18 protein-coding genes are annotated in these 25,078 nt (G+C 54.4%); 9 read left to right on the plus strand and 9 right to left on the minus strand.

Annotation, left to right across the window (positions count from 1 at the left end; translation table 11 throughout):
* Positions 1-73 precede the first annotated feature (73 nt).
* From J1779_RS24150 to J1779_RS24160, 3 genes are all read left to right on the plus strand, one after another.
* Positions 74-6,055: a S6 family peptidase gene (locus tag J1779_RS24150; RefSeq protein ID WP_217204975.1), complete on the plus strand. Its 5,982-nt coding sequence runs from the start codon at positions 74-76 to the stop codon at positions 6,053-6,055.
* Positions 6,056-6,294: 239 nt separating this feature from the next.
* Complete coding sequence (locus J1779_RS24155; RefSeq protein WP_056771239.1) at positions 6,295-7,215, plus strand: SPFH domain-containing protein; 921 nt, start codon at positions 6,295-6,297, stop codon at positions 7,213-7,215.
* On the plus strand, positions 7,215-7,670 hold the full coding sequence (locus tag J1779_RS24160; protein ID WP_217204976.1) for an NfeD family protein: 456 nt from the start codon (positions 7,215-7,217) through the stop codon (positions 7,668-7,670). The genes J1779_RS24155 and J1779_RS24160 overlap by 1 nt, the downstream gene beginning before the upstream one ends.
* Here J1779_RS24160 and cueR read toward each other — a convergent pair.
* The 3 genes from cueR to J1779_RS24175 all read right to left on the minus strand — a co-directional run bounded on the left by cueR (position 7,667) and on the right by J1779_RS24175 (position 9,817).
* Entirely contained in the window at positions 7,667-8,068 is a 402-nt protein-coding gene (gene cueR, locus J1779_RS24165) for a Cu(I)-responsive transcriptional regulator (RefSeq protein WP_056771234.1), read from the minus strand. The two genes, J1779_RS24160 and cueR, sit on opposite strands and share 4 nt — an antisense overlap.
* Positions 8,069-8,139: 71 nt before the next feature.
* Entirely contained in the window at positions 8,140-8,925 is a 786-nt protein-coding gene (locus J1779_RS24170) for a molybdate ABC transporter permease subunit (protein WP_122095984.1), read from the minus strand.
* On the minus strand, positions 8,897-9,817 hold the full coding sequence (locus tag J1779_RS24175; protein ID WP_217204977.1) for an extracellular solute-binding protein: 921 nt from the start codon (positions 9,815-9,817) through the stop codon (positions 8,897-8,899). Before J1779_RS24175 ends, J1779_RS24170 begins: the two co-directional genes overlap by 29 nt.
* Before the next feature lie 184 nt (positions 9,818-10,001).
* Here J1779_RS24175 and copA point away from each other — a divergent pair, with 184 nt between their 5' ends.
* The 6 genes from copA to J1779_RS24205 all read left to right on the plus strand — a co-directional run bounded on the left by copA (position 10,002) and on the right by J1779_RS24205 (position 18,691).
* The gene (gene copA, locus J1779_RS24180; protein WP_217204978.1) at positions 10,002-12,509 is read left to right on the plus strand and encodes a copper-exporting P-type ATPase CopA; all 2,508 of its coding nucleotides are present in this window, start codon (positions 10,002-10,004) and stop codon (positions 12,507-12,509) included.
* A 77-nt stretch (positions 12,510-12,586) separates the two neighbouring features.
* Positions 12,587-13,387: a TraB/GumN family protein gene (locus J1779_RS24185; RefSeq protein WP_056771223.1), complete on the plus strand. Its 801-nt coding sequence runs from the start codon at positions 12,587-12,589 to the stop codon at positions 13,385-13,387.
* 248 nt (positions 13,388-13,635) lie between these two features.
* A complete protein-coding gene (ybaK, locus tag J1779_RS24190; protein WP_217204979.1) occupies positions 13,636-14,115 on the plus strand; it encodes a Cys-tRNA(Pro)/Cys-tRNA(Cys) deacylase YbaK in 480 nt (159 codons plus the stop codon).
* Between the two features lie 42 nt (positions 14,116-14,157).
* Positions 14,158-15,375 carry an MFS transporter gene (locus tag J1779_RS24195; protein ID WP_056771217.1) on the plus strand — a complete coding sequence of 406 codons (1,218 nt, stop codon included), beginning with the start codon at positions 14,158-14,160 and terminating at the stop codon, positions 15,373-15,375.
* 230 nt (positions 15,376-15,605) lie between these two features.
* A complete protein-coding gene (gene ybaL / locus J1779_RS24200; protein WP_056771213.1) occupies positions 15,606-17,297 on the plus strand; it encodes a YbaL family putative K(+) efflux transporter in 1,692 nt (563 codons plus the stop codon).
* Between the two features lie 158 nt (positions 17,298-17,455).
* Positions 17,456-18,691 carry a sensor domain-containing diguanylate cyclase gene (locus J1779_RS24205; RefSeq protein ID WP_217204980.1) on the plus strand — a complete coding sequence of 412 codons (1,236 nt, stop codon included), beginning with the start codon at positions 17,456-17,458 and terminating at the stop codon, positions 18,689-18,691.
* A gap of 37 nt (positions 18,692-18,728) precedes the next feature.
* Here the strand turns inward: J1779_RS24205 and J1779_RS24210 are convergent, their stop codons facing one another.
* The 6 genes from J1779_RS24210 to J1779_RS24235 form a co-directional block, all read right to left on the minus strand.
* On the minus strand, positions 18,729-20,048 hold the full coding sequence (locus tag J1779_RS24210; protein ID WP_056771206.1) for an inosine/guanosine kinase: 1,320 nt from the start codon (positions 20,046-20,048) through the stop codon (positions 18,729-18,731).
* A gap of 38 nt (positions 20,049-20,086) precedes the next feature.
* Positions 20,087-21,049: a ferrochelatase gene (gene hemH / locus J1779_RS24215; protein WP_217204981.1), complete on the minus strand. Its 963-nt coding sequence runs from the start codon at positions 21,047-21,049 to the stop codon at positions 20,087-20,089.
* Positions 21,050-21,274: 225 nt separating this feature from the next.
* The gene (gene adk / locus J1779_RS24220; RefSeq protein ID WP_056771200.1) at positions 21,275-21,919 is read right to left on the minus strand and encodes an adenylate kinase; all 645 of its coding nucleotides are present in this window, start codon (positions 21,917-21,919) and stop codon (positions 21,275-21,277) included.
* Between the two features lie 182 nt (positions 21,920-22,101).
* A complete protein-coding gene (htpG, locus tag J1779_RS24225; RefSeq protein ID WP_056771993.1) occupies positions 22,102-23,967 on the minus strand; it encodes a molecular chaperone HtpG in 1,866 nt (621 codons plus the stop codon).
* 171 nt (positions 23,968-24,138) lie between these two features.
* Positions 24,139-24,744, minus strand: a complete 606-nt coding sequence (gene recR, locus J1779_RS24230) for a recombination mediator RecR (RefSeq protein ID WP_056771197.1) — start codon at positions 24,742-24,744, stop codon at positions 24,139-24,141.
* Positions 24,744-25,073, minus strand: coding sequence for a YbaB/EbfC family nucleoid-associated protein (locus J1779_RS24235; protein ID WP_056771195.1), 330 nt, complete (start codon positions 25,071-25,073; stop codon positions 24,744-24,746). The genes recR and J1779_RS24235 overlap by 1 nt, the downstream gene beginning before the upstream one ends.
* Between the last annotated feature and the right edge of the window lie 5 nt (positions 25,074-25,078).

Raw genomic sequence — 25,078 nt, forward strand, 5'->3', positions numbered from 1 at the left:
TATGAAGTTTAAAAAAGGATTAATTTCTTCAATATTATTCATGGGGCAAATTAGTGATGCGTCAGCTGCCTTAATGCGTGATGATATCAATGTTCAGGTTTACCGGGATTACGCGGAGAACCGTGGCGTATTTTTCCCCGGCGCCGTCAACGTTCCGGTCTATCATATTGACGGTTCCATGAGTGGTACGCTTAACGTAATCCCTGATTTCAGTTCGAATGCTGATGGCGGTTTTTCGACGCTCATCTCTGCACAGGTCGCCCCCTCTGCTGTCCATGTTGGTTATACGGACAATCTCACTTTCGGCAAACGATTCCAGCAATTAGATGCCACCCTTTTCAGCGGTGCAGAGAAAGCCGAAAGCTACACCTTAATGAACGAGGTGACCAAACGCGCTTATGATGTGGAGACAACTGACGATTATAAAATTACACGTTTGCGCACCCTCGTGACCGATGCGGCCCCTTCAGAATTATTTACCGATACGTCGCAAATAAAAAAAGGACTTGTTATTGCCCGTGTGGGTGGCGGGACTTTTGCCGTTGCTCTGGACAAAAATACGATTCAAGATCTGGGTTATGGGCCAATGGCAGGCGGCACAAACATCATTGAAACCGTGAGCCTTAATGGCCAGGTATACAACCTAAGAATAACGCTGACAGAAGCGCAGAAGACCGCTCTTGATGTCGGCACTCTGGGCGGTGACAGTGGCAGTGGCGTATGGGGATGGGATACAAAATCTCAGAGCTGGAAACTGGTGGCGATCAACTCGGCTGGTGGCGGAACGAAAGGCTACGGAAAGACGAGTTTTTTCAGGACAGCCCCGCAATGGACGCTGGACACCATGGAAAGCTTTAACGATGCGGCGATTAGCACGTTAAATAGCTCGGATATTATTTACGCAGGCGCACAAGACAGTAAAAGTGGCGAAGGTTATTTGACGCTCAATGGTAACGATATTCTTTACCACGGAATACGCACAGATATCGCCGCTTCCGCATTGGTCAATAATGACTTCAAAAGTAACAAGAACCTTATATTTGGTGGCGCGGGCGGCACTATCCAGCTCACGGAAAAAAACCTGAATTTAGGCGCGGGATCGATAACCTTTAATTCCGATTACATTCTTTCCGACGGCGGCGATAATAACCGCCGGTTAAACAGCGCGGGCTATATTATCAACGCGGGTGCGGTCGTCACCAGTTTACTTACCGGCGGCGTCGGCGATATCTGGCGTAAAATTGGCGATGGCACGCTGATTATTGCCGGTAACGGGAATAATCAGGCCGGATTAAATGTTGGCGACGGCCTGACTATTCTGCAACGCGTGGGCGGTTCCGCGCTGAAAACCCTGCATATCGGCAGCGGACGGGCTATCGTCCGACTGGGGGCCGCCGATCAGCTGGTGGGGACGCAGGTTGGCTTCGGCACGCGCGGCGGGATCCTTGATCTCTACGGTCAGTCGCTGAGCTGGAATGACATTATCCATATGGACAACGGCGCGACCATTGCCGCCACCAAATCCGGCGCGCAGTCCACCTTCACCTTCACCGGCAGCGGACCAAAAACGTTCCTCGGGAACTTCATCGACGGCGGCTCACTGAGCGACGGGCTGCTGCATCTGGTGTATGCGCCAGCGACGAAAGATTCTTCCTGGACACTGAAAGGCTATATCGATACACGCGGCGGAATGGATATCACCTCCGGTAATCTGGCGGTTCAGGGCGCGCTGACGCTGCATGCCGGTGGATATATCGATCCGACCCAGTATGAGAAAGCCAGCTTTGATCTGGGCGACAGCCTGGTCAATCTTACTGATGCCAGTTTCACCGTAGCCCGCAACGCCACGGCACGCGGACGTTTTGTGCTTGATGATAAATCGACTCTGATCGTCGATTCCCGTGGTGAGACGAGCAGCGATGCTCAGGGCGTGCTTGAAGGCGCTTATTTAGACGGCAGCGTGAATTTAACCACCAAAAACTCAACCCTGCGCGTGACGCCTGATGACAAATTCAGGGTACAAATCAATGCCGATTTAAGCGGGCAAGGCCGGATTATCAAAGAAGGTGCAGGCACCCTTTTTCTCACCGGCATCAATGCGCTCACCGGAAGCAGCCTGATTTCAGAAGGCCGCGTGATCGTCAACACCCTCGCCAGCCTGGGTACACAGCGTGACGGCTGGATCATCGAAAAAACCGGCGTGCTCGATGCAGGCAACAACGCCGGCAGCATTGCTTCCATTTTAAACACCATTTCTGCTGCATCCCGCGGCGTGCTGGCGCTGAGCGGTTCAATCACCTCTGCCGCTGATATGAAGAGCCTGAAGGATGAGTTGTATATCGGCAGCAGCGGCTATTTGTCGCTGGGTACTTTCGGGCAAAACCTGACTGCGGGCGCTGATACATTCTATCTGGGCGGCGGTGATGGCGAAGTCGGCATCAAAGGCAACCTCACAACGGGAGACTCGCTGTTCCTCGGGAACGGGGAAAGCAGCGGCATTGTTCGTATAGAAAGTCACAACGCCAACTGGGTGGGCGACATTGATTTGCGGCGCGGAATTACCCTTATCGGTGATTTTGATGATTCCCTCGGCAATGGCACCCTGAGCGTGGGTTACGGCGCGATCGCCACTTCGAAATTTATCTCAAATATCTCCCAGGATTCTGCCGGGATGATCAACATCGATCAGGCGCAACGTTTTGGTTACGACCTCAGCAATTTCGAGCGGTTAGCGCTGGGTGCGCTGGCAGGCGAGACGCTGACGATCGACCAGCCGCTGATTGCCGCCCAAAACGGCTATTACTTCTCAGGTACGGGTAATGTGCTGATAAACAGCGCTCTGGATAAAAACAGCGATCTCAGCATTGATGCGCAAGATAACCAGGGCGGTATTATCACCCTCAACCATGCCTCTGATCTGGAAAGCATGGTCAACGTGCGTGGTTTTAACGCCAGCAATATGGCTTCAGCGAAAAGTGACATGACCCTGAAAATGGGCGTTGATGAGGCGATTGGCGGCAAAGCACACGTAATGTTAGAAGATGGCGGCGTTCTCGATCTGAACGGCCATATTGCTTCCCTGAATATTGAGAAAAGCAGCACTCTGTCAAAAATTACTTCCTCGCAAACTCAAAGCGATTCCACACTGAATCTTCTGGTTAATTCAGATACCACACTGAACAGTTCCATTTCCGGTTCCCATATTCACCTGAACAAAATGGGGCTCGGTACGCTCATTGTGGCCGGGGATAATACCTTCAGCGGAGAGACGTTGTTAACCGCCGGGAAAACGCGGCTCAATGGCAGCCATGCCTTTGGTCTGAAGACGAATGCCGTGACCATCGCGAAAGATGCAGTGCTCGATCTGTATGGCCACAGTATTGAAAACACTCTAACCCTGAATTCTGGCAGTTTGCTTAATACGCACTCCGGAGCTGTCAGCATTGGGGGGATTAACCTTCAAAATGACAGTACGATGACCCTCTACGGGACATCGGACAGAGCAACCATTGGCTCTTACCGGCTAAACGGCCATCACCTTACTGTCAATAATACGCTGACGAGGTTAGACGCATCCGCTTTTGATGACGGCGATATCACGTTCAATAAAAGTAAACTGGAATGGAACGCTAACAACAGTCTGCTAAGTCATAGCACCGGCTCCTTCACGGTCGGAAACGGAACCACCCTCGAGTTGCGAGATGTGGATCAAACATCCGGGCCTTCAAAAACACTGGTACTCGATGGCGGTATCATCGCTTCAGGCACGAACGGCAATGGCGGCGGAGGCGGGGCAAAACTTCGTAGTGACATTAATGTCGCCACCAGCGGAACGTTAGTGGGAAACAACACCGCATTTAACATTATGTTCCGCATTTTTGGCTCATTGACGGGCAAAGGGATACTCACTATTGCGGGCAGTCATTCCGTAGGGTTACTTGGCGATACATCGGCCTTTACGGGCAAAATTTATATACAAAACAAAAGTACTTTGCGTCTGTTGCCGGAAATGGACACCTCATTGTCAGCCAGCATGGAGAGTCAGGGGGCTGGGAAGATTATTAAAGAAGGAACCCGCAAACTCACATTAAGCGGTAACAATCATCTCTATATGAATGAACTGGAGATTAAAGCAGGCGATTTGGTATTCACGAATGCCGACTCCTTAACCGGTGGCAAAATTAAAATGACCGGCGGGAACCTAGGGTTCGCCAGCGATGAAAACCTGATCCTCAATAACGCCATCAGCGGCACATCCGGCAGCCTCGTTAAACAAGGCACGGGCAGCGTCGTTCTCAATGCGGTGAATACGTTCAACCAAAAAACAGTGGTTGAAGACGGCACGCTGGTGGTGGGTGATGCCCTGCATGCCAGCGCGCAGTTAGCCGGAAATATAGAGGTTAATCCTTTCGGCACATTGCAGGGTTACGGCACGGTTGGCGGAAATGTCTCCAACAGCGGCCTTGTACGCCCGGCGGGTGCAGGGAACACCTTCAACGTTAAAGGCAAATACACCCAGACGGCGGATGCGACGTTGTTCATCGATATCGATCCCCTGCTGGGTGCTTCAAAACTTGCCGTTACGGGAATAGCAGAACTTGCCGGACACGTGCAAACGCTCTTCGCACCAGGCACATACACTGAACAGGCGTATGAAATTCTGACCGCCGCGGGCGGCGTCACCGGAGTGTTTGCCGATAACCTTCAGGTGGGCAACGACGTGATGAGTCAGTCGCTGACTTATGCGGCCAACGGCGTGACCCTGACGACAGTGGCGAACCCGGTTAATCCTGTAAACCCGGTTAATCCTGTAAACCCGGTCAATCCTGTAAACCCGGTCAATCCTGTAAACCCGGTTAATCCTGTAAACCCGGTTAATCCTGTTAATCCGGTTAACCCCGTTGATCCGGTTACCCCTGTTAACCCGGTTGATCCTGTAGACCCGGTTAATCCGGTCGACCCGATTGACCCCGCTGATCCGGTTATCCCTGTCGATCCGATTGACCCTATTGACCCCGTTGATCCGCTTATCCCTGCCGATCCGACTGATGATGTTAAGCCGCAGCCAAGGTTTGTCGTGCGTCCGTCGAATATTCACGCCTATGACCCGCAACTGATGGCTATCGGTTTGCAGAAATCCACGCAATGGAGCCTGCACCAGGTGGACTGGGCATTAAATCCGTTCGTTAAATCGGGCTGCGATATGTCCGGGCAATGCTTCAGTGACGATGCGATGTGGATTATGCCGCACACCAGCAAGGGTTCCGGCAGTTCCGGCCTGAGTGCTGATATTAATGGCATTTCTATCGGCGGATATATTGAGAGTCACGCCACCCGCGTAGGCGTCTCTGTCGATTACTCGGATTTTGACCTCTCATCCGACGGCGCCTCTTCTTCTGCCAGTCGCTACGCCGTGAATGTGTTCGCATCCGAAAAATTAAGTGACATCGTGCTGTCCGGCTCGCTGGGATATACGCACTCCCCTACCGATACCACACGTCAGGTCACCCGCAGCGGCATCTCTCTGGGCGAAGGTAAAAGCTCAGTGTCCGCCGAGGCGATAACCACGGCCCTCAGCGCCAGCTTACCGCTGACGTTGGGTGACATGAGCATCGTTCCTCAAATCGGTATAGAAGGCCTGAACGTTTATTATTCAGGCTTTGATGAAAGCATGTCAGCGAATAATGAAATGTTCGATTCAGTCATCGGCAAGATGAAAGTTCGCGGTGACGCCGATCGCTACACCAGCGTGCAGCCGAACATCGGCGTCAGCGTTTCCAACACCTATGTTGTTGCGGGCAAAGAAGTCACTCCGAATCTGAACCTGACCTACCGAAGGGAATTGATGAATGACAACGACAGTCAGGTCTACAGCAATGACGGCACGCCATTCACGGTTTCCGGCAATACGTTAGGCCGTGATATTGCGGAGTATTCCGCTGGCGTTGACGTGAAACTCACACCGAATCTGCGGGCAACACTCAGTTACACCGGCAGCCATCAGCAGGGATATCAGTATCAGGAAGGCATGGCTCAGGTGAAATACAGTTTCTGATGACAGAGGAAGCAGAAATTCACCCTGCTTTATGACATCAGCACTCCTCAAAGGCCGCCGATTTTTCGCGGCCTTTTCATTATGTTCATTCACAGCAAGCTTCTTTATTAATACGAAGCCTTATTGAATTGTGCGACAATTCGCCATGCGCCTGACCGTTTGGTGAGTGCGCCAGGGAGATATTTTATCGGGATGTTCCAGCCGGAATATTCAGGACTCAATTTACAGGAGTTTCATCTATGTTTGATCTCATTCCCATTCCAATCCTTATCCTGATCGTCCTTGCCGTGCTGGTGGTTTTTGCCGGCATCAAAATCGTGCCGCAGGGCTACCAGTGGACCGTCGAACGTTTCGGGCGTTACACCAAAACGTTGATGCCGGGGCTGAACCTGGTGGTGCCTTTCGTTGATCGCGTTGGTCGCCGGATCAACATGATGGAACAGGTACTGGATATTCCGTCTCAGGAAGTGATTTCCCGCGATAACGCCAATGTCGCCATCGACGCCGTCTGCTTTATTCAGGTGATCGACCCCGCGCGCGCAGCCTATGAAGTCAGCAACCTGGAGCAGGCCATTGTGAACCTCACAATGACAAACTTCCGTACCGTACTCGGCTCAATGGAGCTCGATGAGATGCTGTCACAACGCGACAACATCAACGCACGTTTGCTGCATATCGTCGATGAAGCGACTAATCCGTGGGGCGTAAAAATTACCCGTATCGAAATTCGCGACGTGCGTCCACCGGCAGAGCTTATCTCTGCCATGAACGCGCAGATGAAAGCCGAACGTACGAAACGCGCCGATATTCTTGAAGCCGAAGGTGTGCGCCAGTCGGCGATCCTGCGGGCTGAAGGTGAAAAACAGTCGCAGATCCTCAAAGCGGAAGGTGAGCGGCAGTCAGCGTTCTTACAGGCCGAAGCCCGTGAACGTGCGGCAGAAGCGGAAGCCCAGGCGACCAAAATGGTGTCAGAAGCCATCGCCGCCGGCAGCGTCCATGCCATCAATTACTTTGTGGCACAGAAATACACCGACGCACTGACAAAAATCGGTTCTGCCAACAACAGCAAAGTGATCATGATGCCGCTGGATGCCAGCAGCCTGATGGGCTCGATTGGTGGTATCGCTGAATTACTGAAAGAATCAAAAGGCGAAAAATAATGCTGCAAAACCTGATGGCGACGCCGCATCTGTTCTGGCTGTCGCTCGGCGGTCTGTTACTGGCGGCTGAGCTGGTCGGGGCGAGCGGTTATTTACTGTGGAGCGGCGTGGCAGCCGCGCTGGTAGGGTTAATCACCTGGATCCTGCCCCTGCCGTGGGAATGGCAAGGTGTGGCTTTTGCACTGCTCACCGTTATCGCAGCCTGGCTGTGGTGGAAATGGCTCAACCAGCGCATGGATAAAAACAGTGCCAATGCTTCATTAAACCAGCGCGGGCAGCAGATGGTCGGTACCTATGCCACCGTCATTGAGCCTGCGGAGAATCACTTCACCCGTGTAAAAGTCGGTGACAGCAGCTGGCGCGCGGTGTGTACTTCGCCGCTCAACGTCGGTGACGAAGTGATGATCACCGGCGTGGAAGGCGCGACGCTGCGCGTGGAGCCTCATCGCCGTTAACGGGTGTGGCAGCAGCCGCTGAGGTTGTCGATGATCGGGCAACTGGCGCCGTCGTCACCCGGACAGGATTCCGCCAGCGTCAGCAGACGCTGGCGCATCACGTTCAGTTCTTCAATATGCCGCGCAATATCTGCGGCCTTTTCCAGCGTCCTCGCTTTCACATCCGCACTGTGCCGCTCCGGATTATGAAATAACGCGATCAACTCCTGACACTCATCCAGCGTGAACCCGACCTGCCGCGCCTGTCGCAGCAGCGTCAGCTCTTCAATGTGTTTTTGCGCATAGCGGCGATAGCCGTTGTCACCACGCATCGGCGCAGTCACCAGCCCCTTCTCTTCGTAAAAACGAATCGCTTTGCTGGTCAGCCCGGTTTTTTTTGCCACATCACTGATATTCATTTCGCCTCCACGACGTGCTGGTTTTGCGCAACAGGTCACCATCATACGCCTGGTATGCCCATTCGCAGAAATCAGCGGTAATGAATGGCCTGTTTTTTAGTGCGCAGAAGCAGCCACATTGGCAGCGGCAAGGTGACAATCAGCAGGATCCACAACAGGGAATAGACCGACGTCACGCCGTCGTTTTGCAGGTTGATAAACATTTTGACCGGAATGCCCTGCGGGAAGTAGCAGAACACCATCACGATGCCAAACTCCCCGATGGCGCGCACCCAGGCTATCGCCACGCCAGCGGCAATTCCGCGTGAGGCCAGCGGTAATGTCAGACGAACCAAAACCTGAAACGGTGAGGCACCGAGCGTATTACCGGCTTCTTCGACATCTTTCGGCACGGCTTCCAGCGCACCTCTGGCGGATAAAATGAAATAGGGTAACGCGCCATAAATCTGCGCCAACACAAAAGCTGGCGCATTATTATTGAGGGTCATGCCGATGGCAGACAGTATTTCACCCACCGAGCCGTAAGGTCCGTACACCGACACCAGCAAAATCCCCATCGCCAGCGGCGGCGTCAGCAGCGGGATCAACACCAGCATTTCCACCAGAACACGCCAGCGCGATGCAGTTTTTGCCAGCCAGTAAGCCACCGGAAGTCCGAGCAGAATAATCAGCCCTACCGACACCAGACTGAGCCCGAGAGACACCGCCACCGCGTGGCTGTCGCCGTAAGCCAGATGAAAATCCGACCACGGCGTCAGGAACAGCAGCGTAATAAACGGCACCAGCAGCAACGCCAGCGCGGGAACCGCCAGACCTGACGCGCGCAACTTAGAGGTTTCCGCCTTTCGGTTTGTCATAGCCATTTTGTTTAAACAGCTGCTGCGCCTCCGCGCTTTGCAGGTAGCGGATGAACTCTTTGGCCAGTTCAGGGTGCGGGGCGTTGTTCAGCACCACGGCGTAGAAGACCAGCGGTTGCGTGCTCAGGGTTTTCTCTTTTCCGGTCGCGTCTTTCACGCTGAAAGTGACCTTGCTGTACCAGTCTTTCGACATCTGCGGATTACTGAGGTTAATTTCATCGGGCAATTTGATGTACGGCAAGTGAGCAGAAATAGTGGCACTTTCGTAACCTGAGGCCGCATCAACCTGCCCCGCTTCCAGGCGGGTCAGTAATCCGCCTTCACCGGAAATCTGTTTAGGATTTTGCACATCCCCCAGCACCGCTTTTTCCAGCCCCGGTTGTTTGTAATAATTTTCCGCCAGCATCAGGGTGAAAATGATGTTCTGCCCCTGCGGATCACTGACCGGATCGGTACGACCGAATTGCAGCCCCGGCGTCTGTAACACTTTCCACCACGGCTCTGCGCCCGCTTTACCGTCTTTAATCGCGGTAAATTTTTCGGCGTATTTGCCTTTCGGGTTGTAGGCGATCACCATGCTGGTGCTGGCAACCGGAACAGCCTGCCCGGCAAGCCCGGCTTTTTGCAGGATTTCAACCGGCCCCGGCGTGATAGAAACGAAAACATCTGCCACCACTTTTTTAGACGCCAGCAGATTTGCCATGCCGTAAGCGCCCTGCCCCTGTCCCTGATAATTCACATTTTTTTGCTTTGCAAAATCTGGACCCAGAAATTTATCCATTACCACGCCCATCGAACCGGCGTACGTCACACGAAAATCCTCCGCCGCCTGTGTGGACTGTGCCACCAGCAAACCGGCCATCAGCAGAAACGTTGTTTGCATCTTTGCCATTATCTTTCCCTTATTACCCACCGTTATATAGTTAGGTAGATAACGATAATCCATCAGAGAGGGAGATTCCTAAATAAACTGTTAATGAACAAGAACGCGAAAGCGAAAAATGCAGGCTTGACCTTCCCCTTGCTGGAAGGTTTATCCTCTGTCCTTAGTGAAGTTAACCCTGAGGAAATTCATCATGACGACGACCGTATTATCGCTGCAAGGCTTGTCCTGCGGGCACTGCGTGGCTTCAACGCGTAAAGCGCTGGAAGCTGTGGAAGGCACTACTGCCGTTGAAGTCTCTCTGGATAAAGCCATCGTCAAAGGCGATGCCAGCAGCCAGAGCCTGGTCGATGCCGTTGTTAACGCCGGTTATGAAGCGCAGGTTGTGGAGGACGCCTCCCCAAAATCTGAGCCGCTGACCGATAAGGCGAACATTTTGCCGGAACCCCTGTCAGCGGCGGCGTCATCTGTTCCGGCATCTGATGAGAGCGTGCAGTTGTTACTCAGCGGCATGAGCTGCGCCAGCTGTGTCAGTAAAGTGCAGAAGGCGCTGGAAGGCGTCAGCGGCGTCGAACGGGCGCGGGTCAATCTGGCGGAACGCAGTGCGCTGGTCAGCGGTGACGTTGATCAGGCAGCGCTGATTGCCGCCGTTGAACGCGCAGGTTACGGCGCTGAAATTATTATTGATGAAACCAAACGCCGCGAGCGCCAGCAACAAACCGCGCGCAGCAGTATGATCCGTTTCAGCTGGCAGGCCGCTCTCGGTCTGGCCGCCGGTATTCCACTGATGCTGTGGGGGCTGCTCGGCGGTGAAATGATGGTCACCGACGCCAGTCAGACTGGCTGGTTAATCGTCGGCATTCTGACGCTGGTGATCATGGTTGTCGCGGGCGGGCATTTTTACCGCAGCGCCTGGAAAAGCCTGATGCACGGCAGCGCCAATATGGACACGCTGGTGTCGCTCGGCACCGGCGCGGCGTGGGTATTCTCCTTCGCCGTCTGCCTGTGGCCGGAGGCGTTCCCGATGCAGGCCCGCCACCTTTACTTTGAAGCCAGCGTCATGATTATCGGCCTGATCAATCTCGGCCATGCGCTGGAGCAACGCGGACGCCAGCGTTCGTCTCAGGCGCTTGAGCGATTGCTGGATCTCACGCCGCCCACGGCCCGCGTGGTCACCGCGCAGGGTGAAAAAAACCTGCCGCTGGCCGAGGTTCAGCAGGGCATGACGCTGCGCCTGACCACTGGCGATCGTGTGCCGGTTGACGGTGAAATTCAAAGCGGCGAAGCCTGGATGGATGAGGCCATGCTGACCGGTGAACCGGTTCCGCGGCAGAAATCGCAGGGTGAAAAAGTGCATGCGGGGACGCTGGTAAAAGATGGCAGCGTGCTGTTTCGTGCAGACGCCATTGGCAGCCAGACCACCCTGTCGCGCATCATCAAACTGGTGCGCGAGGCGCAAAGCAGTAAACCGGAAATTGGCAAACTGGCCGACAAAATCTCTGCCGTTTTCGTGCCTGCCGTGGTGCTGATTGCGCTGTTCAGCGGCGCTGTCTGGTATTTCTTTGGCCCTCAGCCACAGCTGATGTATACGCTGGTGATTGTGACGACGGTGCTTATCATCGCCTGCCCTTGCGCACTGGGACTGGCAACGCCGATGTCGATTACTGCGGGTGTGGGCCGCGCGGCGGAATTTGGCGTGCTGGTACGTGATGCCGATGCGCTGCAAAAAGCCAGCACCCTCTCCACGCTGGTTTTCGACAAAACCGGCACGCTGACCGAAGGCCAGCCGAAAGTGACGGACATTCATACGTTTGGCGATATCAGCGAGCCTCAGGCGCTGCGCTTTGCTGCCGCGCTGGAACAGGGATCGCATCACCCGCTGGCGCAGGCCATTGTCGAAAAAGCGCAAGATCAGGCCATTCCCGACGTGCAGAACTTCCGCACGCTCGGCGGTCTGGGTCTGCGGGGCGAAACGGAAGGCAAAACGCTGCTGCTGGGCAATCAGGCGCTGATGCAGGAAAACGGCATTGACGTTCAGGTTACCGACGCGTTGCTCAATGCAATGACCGCGCAAGGCGCAACGCCGGTTCTGCTGGCGGTTGACGGGCACCTCGCTGCGCTGTTCGCCCTGCGCGATCCGCTGCGCGAGGACAGCGTCAGCGCCTTGCAGCGTCTGCATCAGCTCGGTTATCAGCTGGTGATGCTGACTGGCGACAACCCGCGCACCGCGCAGGCCATCGCTGCACAGGCGGGTATCGATACGGTGATTGCCGGTGTGCGGCCGGAAGGCAAGGCTGATGCCATCAAAGCCTTGCAGGCCAAAGGCCAGCAGGTGGCAATGATTGGCGATGGCATTAACGATGCTCCCGCGCTGGCACAGGCGGACGTCGGCATCGCAATGGGCGGTGGCAGCGATGTGGCTATTGAAACCGCCGCAATTACCCTGATGCGCCCCAGCCTGCACGGCGTTGCCGATGCACTGGCGATGTCGCAGGCCACACTGAGCAATATGAAACAGAACCTGCTCGGCGCCTTTATCTACAACGTGATTGGGATACCCGTGGCCGCCGGCGTGCTGTATCCGCTGACCGGTACGTTGCTCAGCCCGGTGATTGCGGGCGCGGCGATGGCTCTGTCATCCATCACTGTGGTGGCGAACGCGAACCGACTGTTAAGGTTCACACCGAAAAAACCGGCCTAAAAAACAAGACGTTTCCTCTGTTCGCTCAACCGCTGACGCGTTAGCATGGTCTTTCATTTTTCGGGAGACCATGCGATATGGCGAAGTTTTTCAATCAGGCATTCAGCTGGCTCCGCAGGCTGTTCCCCGTCGAGTATTCCTATCCCGCCCTTGATATTCAGCTTCCCGGCAACCGCTTTTTACATCTGGTGGGCAGCATTCATATGGGCACCCAGGACATGCAGCCTTTGCCCGCGCAGTTATTACGCCGCCTGCAAAAAGCCGATGCGCTGATCGTCGAGGCCGATATCAGTGGCACCGAGTCTCCTTTTGCGATGTCAGGTGAGTTTCCGCCGCTGGCGGAACGCCTTCCTGAATCACACTATCTGCACGTAGAACGCCTGTGCGAAGAGCTGGGCGTCTCGATGTGGACGCTGAATCCGCTGCCCTCGTGGCAGGTCGCCCTGATGTTGCAGGCCACTCAGGCCCAGCGCCTCGGGTTACGCGGAAACTACGGCATTGATTATCAGCTTTTGCAAAAAGCCAAACTGCAAAACACCCCGGTGATTGAGCTGGAGGGACCGCAGGAACAGTTCGCGTTGTTGCAGCAACTTCCCGACGACGGTCTGGGGCTTTTGGAAGATACGCTGACGCACTGGCATACCAACGCCCGGCTGCTGCAAACCATGATCAGCTGGTGGCTGGATACCAAACCGGTGATGGCGTTAGATCAGCTGCCGAACACTTTCAGCGGCGATCTTTACGACGTGCTGATGAATCAGCGAAATATTCGCTGGAAGCAACTGCTGCTGGAACTGCCGCCGGGACATTACGTGGTGGCCGTCGGCGCGCTGCATTTGTATGGCGAGGGGAACCTGCCGGAGCTGCTGAAAGGATAAAAAAATGGCCGGGTTTTAAGGCCGGCCAGTCAAAGAGGAATTTCATTTTATTTTTATAGCTACAGTGCCTGCCCTCGCGGACGCGACACCGGCGGGCACAGGGTAACAACCTGTGTTGGGTCTTGGCAATAACCATTCATTGCACTACTATTTCTCCCTCGCTTAATAATCATACTTTATTGTTAAATTTCATCGAATTGAACTGCCGACGATTTTTCGAACAAAAAAGTAATCAGAGATGAAAGATCATGACCCCAGCGGTACTTCTTCTGGAAAAAAATAAAGTCAGCTTCACTCTTCATTCGTATGAGCACAGCAGCGACGAAACCCACTTCGGCGATGAAGCGGTGAAAAAGCTGGGGCTGGATGCGCGTCAGGTCTACAAAACCCTGCTGGTTTCCCTGAACGGAGACGCTAAAAACCTGGCCGTGGCGGTAACGCCGGTGGCGTCCATGCTGGATCTGAAGAAGGTGGCGAAAGCCCTCGGGGCGAAAAAAGCCGACATGGCGGATCCGGCCATCGCGCAGCGCGTAACCGGTTATCTGGTCGGCGGCATCAGCCCGCTCGGGCAGAAAAAACTGTTGCCGACGGTGATCGACAGTCCGGCGCAGACATTTTCCACCATTTATGTTTCAGGCGGTAAACGCGGGCTTGATATTGAGCTGACGGCAGGCGATCTTTGCCGGTTACTGAAAGGCCAGTTTGCTGAGATCGCCAAAGTCGACTGATCTCCCGGCCCCCTCTGCACAGAACATTAAGGTTTACGCGCCATGACCGACAATACGGCAACGCCGGACAGCCCGCAGAAAGACGCAGTCAAAAAGACTGCGTTTTCTATTCTGGCGGCGATCAGCGTTTCTCATCTGCTTAATGACATGATCCAGTCGCTGATCCTCGCGATTTATCCGTTGCTGCAAAATGAGTTTTCGCTCAGCTTCACCCAGATAGGCATGATCACGCTGACCTATCAGATCACGGCTTCTTTGCTGCAACCGCTGATCGGTTATTACACCGATAAACACCCGCAGCCCTACTCCCTGCCCGTCGGCATGGGGTTCACCCTCTCCGGCCTGCTGTTGCTGGCTGTCGCGCAGAGTTTCCCGGTGGTTCTGCTGGCCGCCGCGCTGGTCGGCACCGGCTCCTCAGTTTTCCACCCGGAGTCTTCCCGCGTGGCGCGCATGGCTTCCGGCGGACGTCATGGCCTGGCGCAATCGCTGTTCCAGGTCGGTGGAAATTTCGGGGCTTCCCTGGGGCCGTTGCTGGCGGCGCTGATCATTGCGCCTTACGGTAAAGGCAACGTTGCCTGGTTCTCACTGGCGGCATTACTGGGCATTGTGGTGTTACTGCAAATCAGCAAGTGGTACCGCCAGCAGAATCAGATCGCCAAAAAGCGCGGGCCGGTGAAAATGAACATCACCGTCCTGCCCCGCAAAACGGTGGCAATGTCGCTGGGCATTCTGCTGATACTGGTATTTTCAAAATATTTCTACCTGACCAGTATCAGCAGTTATTACACCTTCTACCTGATCCATAAATTTGGTGTATCGGTGCAAAGTGCTCAGATTCACCTGTTTGTTTTCCTGTTTGCCGTCGCAGCAGGCACCATCATCGGCGGGCCGGTGGGAGATAAGATTGGGCGCAAATACGTCATATGGGCGTCAATTCTCGGCGTCGCGCCATTTACCCTACTTTTGCCACACGCCAACCTGATGTGGACCAGCGTACTGAGCGTGATTATTGGCGTGATCCTCGCCTCGGCATTTTCGGCGATTCTGGTGTTTGCACAAGAGTTAATGCCAGGAAAAGTCGGTATGGTTTCCGGGCTGTTCTTCGGGCTGGCCTTTGGTATGGGCGGTCTGGGCGCTGCGGTACTGGGGTATGTGGCAGACATCACCAGCATTGAGCTGGTGTATCAGATTTGCGCCTTCCTGCCGTTGCTTGGGATATTCACCGCCTTCCTGCCGAATCTGGAAAATCACCGCGCCTGATAGCCTGCCTTTCGCTGCCGGCAACCCAAATGCCGGCGGCTTCTTACCCCTTCTCCCCTTGAGCTTTGTCGGATAAAACCCATTTAAATCATCCGTTGGGATTTTTTTTGTTGTCTGCGGGGGATTTACTGCAAAAAAGGCCAAAATTCCTCAACGCCGGAACGATTTTTACCATAAACTTAGAAACAATCTGCAACACATTGCTTTGTGCATCACCAGAAGGAGTCTGAATGCATCATTCTACGCCCTTGATTACCACGATTGTCGGTGGCCTGGTACTGGCCTTTCTTTTTGGCATGATCGCCAATCGTTTACGTATTTCTCCTCTGGTTGGCTATCTCGCCGCGGGCGTGCTGGCCGGACCTTTCACACCTGGCTTTGTTGCTGATACCTCTCTTGCTCCCGAACTGGCTGAAATTGGCGTCATTTTGCTGATGTTTGGCGTCGGGTTGCATTTCTCTCTGAAAGATTTACTGGCCGTAAAGGCGATAGCCATTCCCGGCGCTGTAGCGCAAATCGCGGTAGCGACGCTGCTTGGGATGGGATTATCACACCTTATGGGCTGGGACCTCGCCACCGGGCTGGTGTTCGGGCTCTGCCTGTCTACCGCCAGTACTGTGGTGCTGTTGCGCGCTCTGGAAGAACGGCAACTTATTGAAAGTCAGCGCGGGCAAATCGCCATCGGCTGGCTGATTGTTGAAGATTTAGTGATGGTGCTGACGCTGGTGCTGCTTCCGGCCTTCAGCGGTATGCTGGAAAGTCATCACTCCAGCCCGGTGGAACTGCTGACCGGCCTGGCGGTGACTATCGGTAAAGTGATCGCGTTTATGGTGCTGATGATGGTGGTCGGACGCCGCGTGGTACCGTGGATCCTGGCGAAAACCGCCAGCACCGGTTCACGCGAACTGTTCACACTGTCGGTTCTGGCGCTGGCGCTGGGTATCGCTTACGGCGCGGTTGAAATCTTTGATGTCTCGTTCGCACTCGGTGCGTTCTTCGCCGGGATGGTGCTGAACGAATCCGAACTGAGCCAGCGTGCCGCGCACGACACCCTGCCGCTGCGCGACGCTTTTGCGGTGCTGTTCTTCGTGTCGGTGGGCATGCTGTTCGACCCGATGATTCTGGTGCGCGAGCCGCTGACGGTGATCGCAACCCTGGCGATTATCGTATTCGGTAAATCCATCGCTGCCTTCCTGCTGGTGATGATGTTCGGGCACTCAAGACGCACCGCGCTGACCATCTCCGTCAGCCTGGCGCAGATTGGTGAGTTCGCCTTTATTCTTGCCGGCCTTGGGATTTCACTGGGGCTGCTCTCCGAGCATGGCCGCAATCTGGTACTGGCGGGGGCCATATTGTCGATAATGTTTAACCCGCTGTTGTTTACGCTGCTGGAAAAATATCTGGCGAAAACAGAAACCATCGAAGATCAGAGCGTCGAAGAAGCGGTGGAAGACGAGAAGCAAATCCCGTTCGATTTGTGCAATCACGCGCTGCTGGTCGGCTATGGCCGCGTCGGCAGCCTGCTCGGTGAGAAACTTCAGGCCGCCGGTATTCCGCTGGTGGTGATTGAAAACTCCCGCCCGCGCGTTGAAGCGCTGCGCGAACAAGGTATCAGTACGGTGCTGGGCAACGCGGCCAATCAGGAAATCATGGATCTGGCGCGTCTCGACTGCGCGCGCTGGCTGCTGGTGACCATTCCTAACGGTTACGAAGCCGGAGAAATTGTCGCTTCAGCCCGTACCAAACGGCCAAATATCGAAATTATTGCCCGCGCGCATTACGATGACGAAGTGACCTATATTCTGGAACGCGGCGCCGATCGCGTGGTGATGGGCGAACGTGAGATCGCCAACAGCATGCTGGGTATGCTGCAGATCGACATCATGACCGAAGACGAGAAACGGCCATTTTGTCCGGTGTGATGACGCCTTAACAACGTAATGAATCAGGGGTGCAGTCCTGCGGCTGCGCCCTTTTTATTGCCCGTTTTTTTCCCTTTTACCTCTGTAACATAAAAAACGCCAAATCAGATCATTTCGCGGTATTCTGTGGTTATGCCACATATTGATCGGTCGTCGCAATGTCGTTACCCCATCTGGAAACGTTAAACATATTGAGTACGCCGATCTGGGTTGTTTCGGCGCAAAGTCAGCACATCCTTTTTGCCAATATCGCCGCCAGAAAGCTGGCAGGCAACAGCCTGCTGGGGCCGCTGCGTAACGGCCAGTTTTCCGTTCATTCTCACCAGTCTCTCGATGCCTATTTGCCGAATCTGGCGAAGGGCGATCAGATTGTCGAAATCTGGACGATCCACAAAGAAGGCCGCGCATTTCCACTGACCTGCCGCTTATCATCGATACCGCTGGATGGCAGTGAATATGCCATTGTGTTCGAAGGTGCCCACACGTCCACCGCCAATGTTCCGGTACCCGTTCCCAGCAACACACGCTATCGCCGCGATGAAAGTGGTTTCTATGAGCGTTTCTTTCAAACCAACAGCGCCCCGATGTTGTTAATCGATCCCGCCAATAATGGGCAGATTGTCGATGCCAATCAGGCCGCCACCCGTTTCTATGGCTATACGCGCGACGAAATCTGCATGAAACACACCTGGGAAATCAATGCGATGGGGCTGGACGTATTGCCGGTGATGCATGAAATTGCCCGACTGCCCGGCGGCCACAAGCCGCTGACGTTCGTGCATAAACTGGCGGACGGCAATTTGCGCCACGTCCAGACCTATGCCGGGCCGGTGGAACTGAACGCAGTACGGCTGATGTTGTGCATCATTCACGACATCACTGAGCAAAAACGGCTTGAGCAGGAACTGGAACATGCAGCGCTTCGTGATCCGCTCACCGGGCTGGGTAACCGTCGTCAGTTCATGCAGCTGGTGGAGAATGCGCGCACGCAAAATCCGCAGCGGACACATAATTTTAGCCTGATGCTGGTGGACGCCGATCATTTCAAAACGATCAACGATCAGTACGGGCATAACAAAGGCGATGATGCGCTGGTGATGCTGGCCAGAACGCTGGAAACCGGGATCCGCGAAAGCGATACGGTCTTCCGCTGGGGCGGTGAGGAGTTCCTGATTTTGCTGCCGCTGACGCCTCTGGAAGGCGCGATGATCGCTGCCGAAGCCCTGCGTGAAAGAGTGCAGCAGTTATCGCAGCCGGAAATGCCTGCGCTGACAGTCAGCGTAGGCGTGGCGCAGTACGAAGCGGGGGAAGATTTTACCAGCCTGTTTAAACGTGTGGATGACGCGCTGTATCGCGCCAAAACGTCAGGCCGTAATCAGGTGCAGTCAGGATAATCAGAAAGCCGGACGGGGATCACCCCGCCCGCTTCACTCAGCGTTCCCAGTAACTCTCTTCCAGACTGTCTTCACGCTCCGGCAGGCCACGCGTCAGACGTGGTGAATGCTGGTTAAGCACCTGATAACTCACACGGTTGGCGTATTTACACACCTGAGCCAGCGAGGAATAGGTCAGATACTCGCGCGAATGCTTGCTGGAATTGGGAACGGACGTGCGGTGAAAACCGTTCGCCGCAATGTCATGCAACAGCGCCGATAACGCGCCATCGCCTGCCCCGTTGGTATTCATGATTTTTTCCGGGCCGCCCATGTAGGGAGCGATGTGGGAATAAATCTTCAGCGGTTGCTCACAACATTCACGGCGCATCGCACGGCTGAATTCGTATTGGTTAAATTCGGCAATCGCCCCCGGCAGCAGGGGATGCTGCGTGGTACGTTTGAACGCTTCTTCGGTATAACTCGCCATAAACAGGCCGTTCGGCCCGGCGGTACACAACACCAGATCGACCCAGTCCAGCGCCTTATCGGCAGCCATCAGCGGATCTTTCATGCCGGTCAGTGCAAATCCTTCATCTTCGTTCATCGCCAGAATCGAGACATGATCGCGCAGGAAATCGCGCCATGCCTGCGGATCATCTGCAATCACATATTGCGTCCCGAGCGTTAGTACCACCGGCACATGATATTTTTTCGCGTACTCAATCGCCTGCATGGTGGCTTGCGGAATAGGCTCGCCGGGTTTGCTGCGTAACAGGTATGAGGTCAACAGCAGCGCGGAGGCACCGGCGATGACGTCTTCCGGTACGCTTTCGGCTTTCAGTCCGTTCATCTTGCCCGGACTGATGGCAAACGTACGTTCGCCGGTGTCGCTGATAAGCGTAAAGCATCGGCCGATTGCGCCATCGACGCCCTGCAGGAAGTTAAGATCTACACGGCTTGAGGTGTTGCACAGGTAGCGGTAGGCGTAATCACCGATTCTGACGTTGTTACACATCACCCCCAGCAGAACCGAGCGGTCATCGGCCAGCACGGAATAGTTGTGCAGCGTATTGCCCACGGTGCCGCCTGCAAACTGGTGCGTAATCAGCGCGTTTGCCATCAGTTCCTGGTAAAGCGCTTCCGACATGTCATCATCAAGAATATTGGACTCGCCGGGCGTCAGACCGTAACGGGCGACAAAACTTTCATCCACGCGCGCTTCGATATCCACCATCGTCTGATCGATACCGACAATATAGGATGCCCCGCCCTCGGATTCCGGCTGCATCGCCTGCAGCATAGAATCACGCAGTAATGGGTCACGCGCGCTGACCGGAAAATAGTGTTTTGACTTACGCTTACCAGGAAATTTCATTGCTTGTTCTCAGGAAATTCAAAAAGCTCAGCCTTCCATCAGAAGTGCTGAGTGACCAGTTGTTGCAGCAGATCGATATGCTCCGGCTGGTCGTTTAAGGCGTCAATATATTCGAAGCGCTCGCCGCCTGCATGCATAAAAATCTCACGATTCTCTTCTTTGATCTCTTCCAGCGTCTCCAGACAATCCGAGGCGAAGCCGGGACAGATAATCTGAATAGACTTAACGCCCTGAGCCGGAAGGCCTTTGAGGGTTTCGTCCGTGTACGGCGTCAGCCACGGTTCACGGCCAAAGCGCGACTGGAAAGTCAGCATAATTTTGCCGGTCGGCAGTTGCAGCGCATCGGTCAGCGCCTGCGCGGTGTCGCGGCAGCGCTGTTCGTAATCATCACCTTCCGCCACAAAACGCTTTGGAATACCGTGGAAGGACAACACCAGACGGTCCGGTTCGCCATGTTGCGCGAAAGAACGTTCGATACTGGCTTTCAGCGCGGAGATGTAGACCGGATGGGTGGCGTAATCACGAATAAAGCTCAGGGAAGGCAGACGGCGCTGTGATTTCAGCACCCGCGCTACGCCGTCGAAAACGGCGGCACTGGTGGAACAGGAATATTGCGGATACAGCGGCAGCACCACCATTTTGGTCACGCCCTGCGCCAGCAGTTTTTCGATCGGATCTTTCATGCCCGGCTTGCCGTAGCTCATCGCCAGTTCAACCGGCGTACCCGGCAGGCGCTCAGCCAGGGCTTTTTGCTGTCGACGGCTGAAAACCATCAGCGGCGAGCCTTCTTCCATCCACACGGATTTGTACAGCTTGGATACGCGCGGAGAACGCAAAGGCAAAATCACCAGATTCAGGATTGGCCACCAGAGCAGGCGGGGTGTATCTACGACGCGGATATCACTCAAAAACTCACCCAGGTATTTTTTTACGGCCTTAGGCGTCGGTGCTTCAGGTGTTCCGAGATTAACCAGGAGGACCCCGAATTTGGTCTGCGTCATGCTGAATTTCCTAAATTGATGGCGTTGAAGCCAGAGTGAAAAATCATGGGCGCTCCCGTTTACGGTAGCTCAGGAAGAAGCGCACGTCATTGTAACGAAAACAAAGGCGATCGGAACAACGGCAATGGCTATCAATGCGAATTGTGACTATTTCTGGCGGGGGATGGTGTAAAAACAAACGGGGCGACCTAAGTCACCCCGTTAACAGAACCGGTACAGCGGAAATCAGCTTAAGATAGCCGCAAGTTCATCACGCACGGCAGAAACCTGCTGGGTGCCGTCAATTTTGACGTAGCGGGTGTTGCCTGCTTCTGCTTCTTTACCGTAGTAGGACACCAGTGGCTCAGTCAGCTCATGGTATTCCACCAGGCGTTTACGCACGGTTTCTTCCTGATCGTCTTTACGGGTGATCAGGTCTTCGCCGGTCACATCGTCTTTACCTTCCACTTTTGGCGGATTGTACTGGATGTGATACACACGGCCAGAGCCCGGATGTACGCGACGACCGACGATGCGATCCACAATCAGTTCGTCAGGTACGTCGAATTCCAGCACGTAATCGACCTTGATGCCCGCTTCTTTCATGGCATCAGCCTGCGGAATGGTGCGAGGGAAACCGTCTAACAGGAAACCGTTACGGCAATCTTCCTGCTGAATACGTTCTTTCACCAGAGCGATAACCAGTTCGTCCGTCACCAGTTTACCGGCGTCCATAATCTCTTTTGCTTTCTTGCCGAGCTCACTTCCGGCCTTCACAGCGGCGCGCAACATATCACCGGTAGAAATCTGAGGAATACCAAATTTCTCCATGATGAATTGGGCCTGAGTACCCTTACCTGCGCCCGGAGCGCCCAGCAGAATGATACGCATTGCGTAAATCCCCTTGCATGTAATTTTTATGAATCTCGAAAAACGGTCAACCATACCATTCTGAGCGCTTTTGCTCAAGGAACAACCCCTACGGGCACTGGGGTTAACGCGGCAGATTAGGGGGCGACCATAAAAAAAGGGCCTCGTTTTCACGACGCCCTTTTCAGTTTTATTTCAGCAGATTACGCCTGCAACAGCGTATTCATACGGCGAATAAACAGGTTTGGATCTTCCAGCGTGCCGCGTTCTGCGAACAGCGCCTGATCCAGTAACAGTTCGATCCACTCACTGAACTGGTCTTCGTCAGCCACATCAGATGCGCGTTTTACCAGCGCATGTTCAGGGTTCAGCTCGAAGATGTATTTCACTTCAGGCGCTTCCTGACCGGCAGCGGCAAACAGTTTGGCCATTTGCGTGGTCATCTCGTCGGCACCAGTGGTCACAATGGCTGGCGTATCGGTCAGACGGTGCGTCAGACGCACTTCTTTCACACGCTCACCCAGCAGCGTTTTCACGCGCTCAACGAACGGCTCCAGCGCTTTTTCCGCTTCTTTCTGCTCTTCGCTTTCGTCAGCCAGTTTGTCCAGTGTGTCGTCAGCCTTGCTGACAGACTGGAAGACTTTGCCATCAAACTCAGTCAGATAGCTCATCATCCATTCGTCGATGCGGTCAGACAGCAACAGAACTTCGATGCCTTTCTTACGGAACAGTTCCAGATGCGGACTGCTCTTCGCCGCGGCGTAGCTGTCGGCTGTGATGTAATAAATCTTGTCCTGACCTTCCACCATGCCCGCCACATACTCTTCCAGCGACAATGTCTGCTCGCTGCTGTCGTTGCGGGTGCTGGCGAAACGCAGCAGTTTGGCGATGGTTTCTTTGTTCGCGCCGTCTTCTGCCGGACCTTCTTTCAATACCAGACCAAACTGTTTCCAGAATTGCAGGTATTTTTCGTTGTCGTCTTTCGCCAGTTTTTCCAGCATTTGCAGAACACGTTTGGTCAGCGCACTGCGCAGGTTCTGGGTGATGCGGCTGTCCTGAAGAATTTCACGGGACACGTTCAGCGGCAGATCGTTGGAATCTATCAGACCACGCACAAAACGCAGGTAGTTCGGCATGAACTGCTCGGCTTCGTCCATGATAAACACGCGCTGAACATACAGTTTCAGGCCGTGCTTGTGATCGCGGTTCCACATATCCCACGGCGCCTGTGAAGGGATGTACAGCAGGCTGGTGTATTCCTGCTTACCTTCAACGCGGTTATGGCTCCAGCTCAGCGGATCACTGAAGTCATGGGAAATATGTTTGTAGAACTCAACGTATTCTTCGTCGGTGACTTCAGACTTGCCACGGGTCCACAGGGCCTGTGCCTTGTTGATTTGTTCCCAGGTGACAGTGCCGTCTTCTTCGTTACGGGTTTCAACTTCAACCGGCAACGCAATGTGGTCAGAGTATTTGCTGATGATGGAGCGCACGCGCCAGTCATCAAGGAATTCGTCCTGATCTTCGCGCAGATGCAGGGTGATTTCAGTCCCGCGATCGGCTTTCTCGATATCCGCCAGGGTATATTCACCTTCACCGGCAGATTCCCAGAACACGCCTTCGTCGGCGCTGGCACCGGCCGCACGGGTGCGCACGGTCACTTTGTCGGCCACGATAAAGGCAGAGTAGAAACCGACGCCAAACTGGCCGATCAGCTGGCTGTCTTTCGCCTGCTCAGAACCGACAGATTGCAGGAAAGCTTTGGTGCCGGATTTGGCGATAGTACCGAGGTTGTCGATGACTTCATCGCGGCTCATACCGATACCGTTGTCGCTCAGCGTCAGGGTGCGTTTTTCTTTATCAAACGCCAGACGCACGTGCAGTTCGCCATCGCCTTCATATAACTCAGGCGTGGACAGCGCGCGAAAGCGCAGTTTGTCAGCCGCATCGGAAGCGTTGGAGATTAACTCACGCAGGAAAATTTCTTTGTTTGAATACAGAGAATGGATCATCAGATGAAGAAGTTGTTTTACTTCAGACTGGAATCCGCGTGTCTCTTGTCCTTTCATACTCATCAAATTACCTCAATCCAGATACTGTTATTGACCAAATCAGACGTTGAGGAATAAGTGGGGTTAGGGACGGGGGTTTTCAAGCATGCGGCAAAATAATTTAGAAGAAATTCAGCAGGACAGGAGAAAGTAAACCGGGCGCGCTGTGCTGCGCCCGATCCATAACAGTCAGAACTTGAAGGGATTACGCCCGGCGAGGGAATGTGACAGCGTGGTGCCGTCCACCATATCCAGTTCGCCACCGACCGGCACACCGTGCGCGATACGGCTCGCCAGCACGCCGTACTGGCCGCACATTTCAGCGATGTAGTTGGCCGTCGCTTCACCTTCGACCGTCGGGTTAGTCGCAAGGATCACTTCCTGAATGTTTTCACTTTCAAGACGCTCTTCCATACGGCCCAGACCAATGTCGTCCGGCCCGATGCCATCAAGCGGTGACAGGTGACCCATCAGCACAAAATAGCGACCAGAGAACTGACCGGTTTGTTCTATCGCGTGAATGTCTGCCGGGCTTTCCACCACGCAAATCTGGCCGTTTTCTTTACGCCGTGGATTGGCGCAAATCGTACAGATTTCCTGCTCAGTGAACGTACGGCAATCGGCACAGTGGCCGATTTCAGACATCGCACGCGTTAAAGACTGCGCCAGCCGCATTCCGCCGCTGCGATCGCGTTGCAGCAGTTGGAATGCCATACGTTGCGCAGACTTCGGGCCAACGCCCGGCAGGCAACGCAACGCCTCCATTAAAGATTCAAGGAGAGGGCTGGTTTGCATCAGAACGGCATCTTAAAGCCTGGTGGCAACTGCATGCCGCCAGACACGGCTGCCATTTTTTCTTTCTGAGTTTCTTCGATACGACGTGCAGCATCGTTGAACGCCGCAGCGATCAAATCTTCCAGCATGTCTTTATCGTCTTCCAGCAGGCTTGGATCGATTTCAACGCGACGCACATTATGCGCACCGTTGATGGTGATTTTTACCAGGCCAGCGCCTGATTCACCGGTGACTTCCAGCAGAGCGATTTCCGCCTGAGCCTGTTGCATTTTTTCCTGCATTTGCTGGGCCTGTTTCATCAGGTTACCAATGCCGCCTTTTCCAAACATAGTCT

This window comes from Rahnella rivi, from assembly GCF_019049655.1.
GTDB lineage: Bacteria > Pseudomonadota > Gammaproteobacteria > Enterobacterales > Enterobacteriaceae > Rahnella > Rahnella rivi.